The organism is Flavobacterium frigoris (assembly GCF_900111075.1).
In the GTDB taxonomy this organism is placed as follows: domain Bacteria; phylum Bacteroidota; class Bacteroidia; order Flavobacteriales; family Flavobacteriaceae; genus Flavobacterium; species Flavobacterium frigoris.
In genome coordinates this window covers 1-1197 of the sequence record NZ_FOFZ01000059.1, presented here as the reverse complement: position 1 = coordinate 1197, position 1197 = coordinate 1, and the positions used below count along the sequence as shown (strand labels likewise).

The following is a 1197-nucleotide window of genomic DNA, read 5'->3' as shown; positions in this document are numbered from 1 at the left end:
GGCGGATTCAAGTTTCTAGCGCAATTTCTTGGCGATTAAGTTTTGCCTTATTTTTCAAATTCAGAAAGCAATTTTGTTTGTCTTTAGGCTTTCTAAATTCAAAAAATAAAGCTACGATTTATTTTGGATTAACAATGATTTTATATAAAATTTTGATTCATAAATAATCGACTAATTGTGTTTAGAGGAGAATCATATTCTAGTGTTTTTCTTGGTCTTTCATTGAGTTGATTTTGGATTTCTTTTAGTTGCTTTTTTGTTACTAAATTAAAGTCAGTTCCTTTAGGAAAATAGTCTCTAATTAATCCATTTGTATTCTCATTTGTTGGTCGTTCCCAGGGACTATATGGATGAGCAAAATACACTTTTACTTTGCTGTTTTTAGTAAAGGTTTTATGTTGTGCCATCTCTGTTCCATTATCATAAGTTAGGGATAGTTTTAAGTTGGTAGGAAGCTTTCTAAATTCACTTTCAAACGCCTTTCTAACAGCGGTTGAATCTTTCTTTTTTAGGTGTACAATTATTAAAAACCGAGTGGTTCTTTCTACTAGTGTTCCAATGGCACTTTCTCTGTTTTTTCCCAGCACTAGATCGCCTTCCCAATGACCTGGTATTTCTCGAGTAAGTACTTCAGCAGGTCTTTCATCAATACGAATTGGATCTTTAATTGTTGTTCTTTTATCAACACCTCTTCTGGTATTTCCACGATACTTTCTCTTCTGTCTCAATTGAGATATTAGTAGTTTTTCGACCTCTTTTTTGGGCTGAATATAGATGTGATAGTAGATACTTTCGTGTGAGATTTGCATTGTTGAATCGAATGGATAAAATTGTTTTAAAGCGTCTGAAATTTGCTTTGGTGACCAATGTAATTCTAGATGTAAATATACAAAATTCTTTAGCTTTGGATTGCTATTGATTTTGGATGTTCCCAATCGTCTATCTAGAAGATTATGAACATAATTCACTTCGGCTTTTAGGTTATCGTATGGCTCATTTCTCACTCTTTTTCGCTCTCGGGAAATGGTACTTGGATGAACCGATAGAGTAGTGGCAATTTGCTTGTTATTTTTGCCTAAAGCAATTAGTTTTTCAATCTGAATTCTATGGTCACGATTGAGTCTTTTGTAAGCTGTTTTCATATTACAATTTTAAGTATTTTTTGTCTTAAAATTGCGTTAGATTCCTGACTCTGCG

At 32.9% G+C, this 1197-nt stretch carries 1 protein-coding gene; it reads right to left on the bottom strand.

Going from position 1 to position 1197, the window contains the following annotated elements; all coding sequences use genetic code 11:
• Positions 1–140: 140 nt before the first annotated feature.
• The gene (locus BMW63_RS17810; RefSeq protein ID WP_074724800.1) at positions 141–1142 is read right to left on the bottom strand and encodes an IS30 family transposase; all 1002 of its coding nucleotides are present in this window, start codon (positions 1140–1142) and stop codon (positions 141–143) included.
• Positions 1143–1197: the final 55 nt, after the last annotated feature.

Excerpts from the sequence above, each read along its gene's own strand:
- BMW63_RS17810 (WP_074724800.1), bottom strand. The coding sequence starts at position 1,142 with ATGAAAACAGCTTACAAAAGACTCAATCGTGACCATAGAATTCAGATT.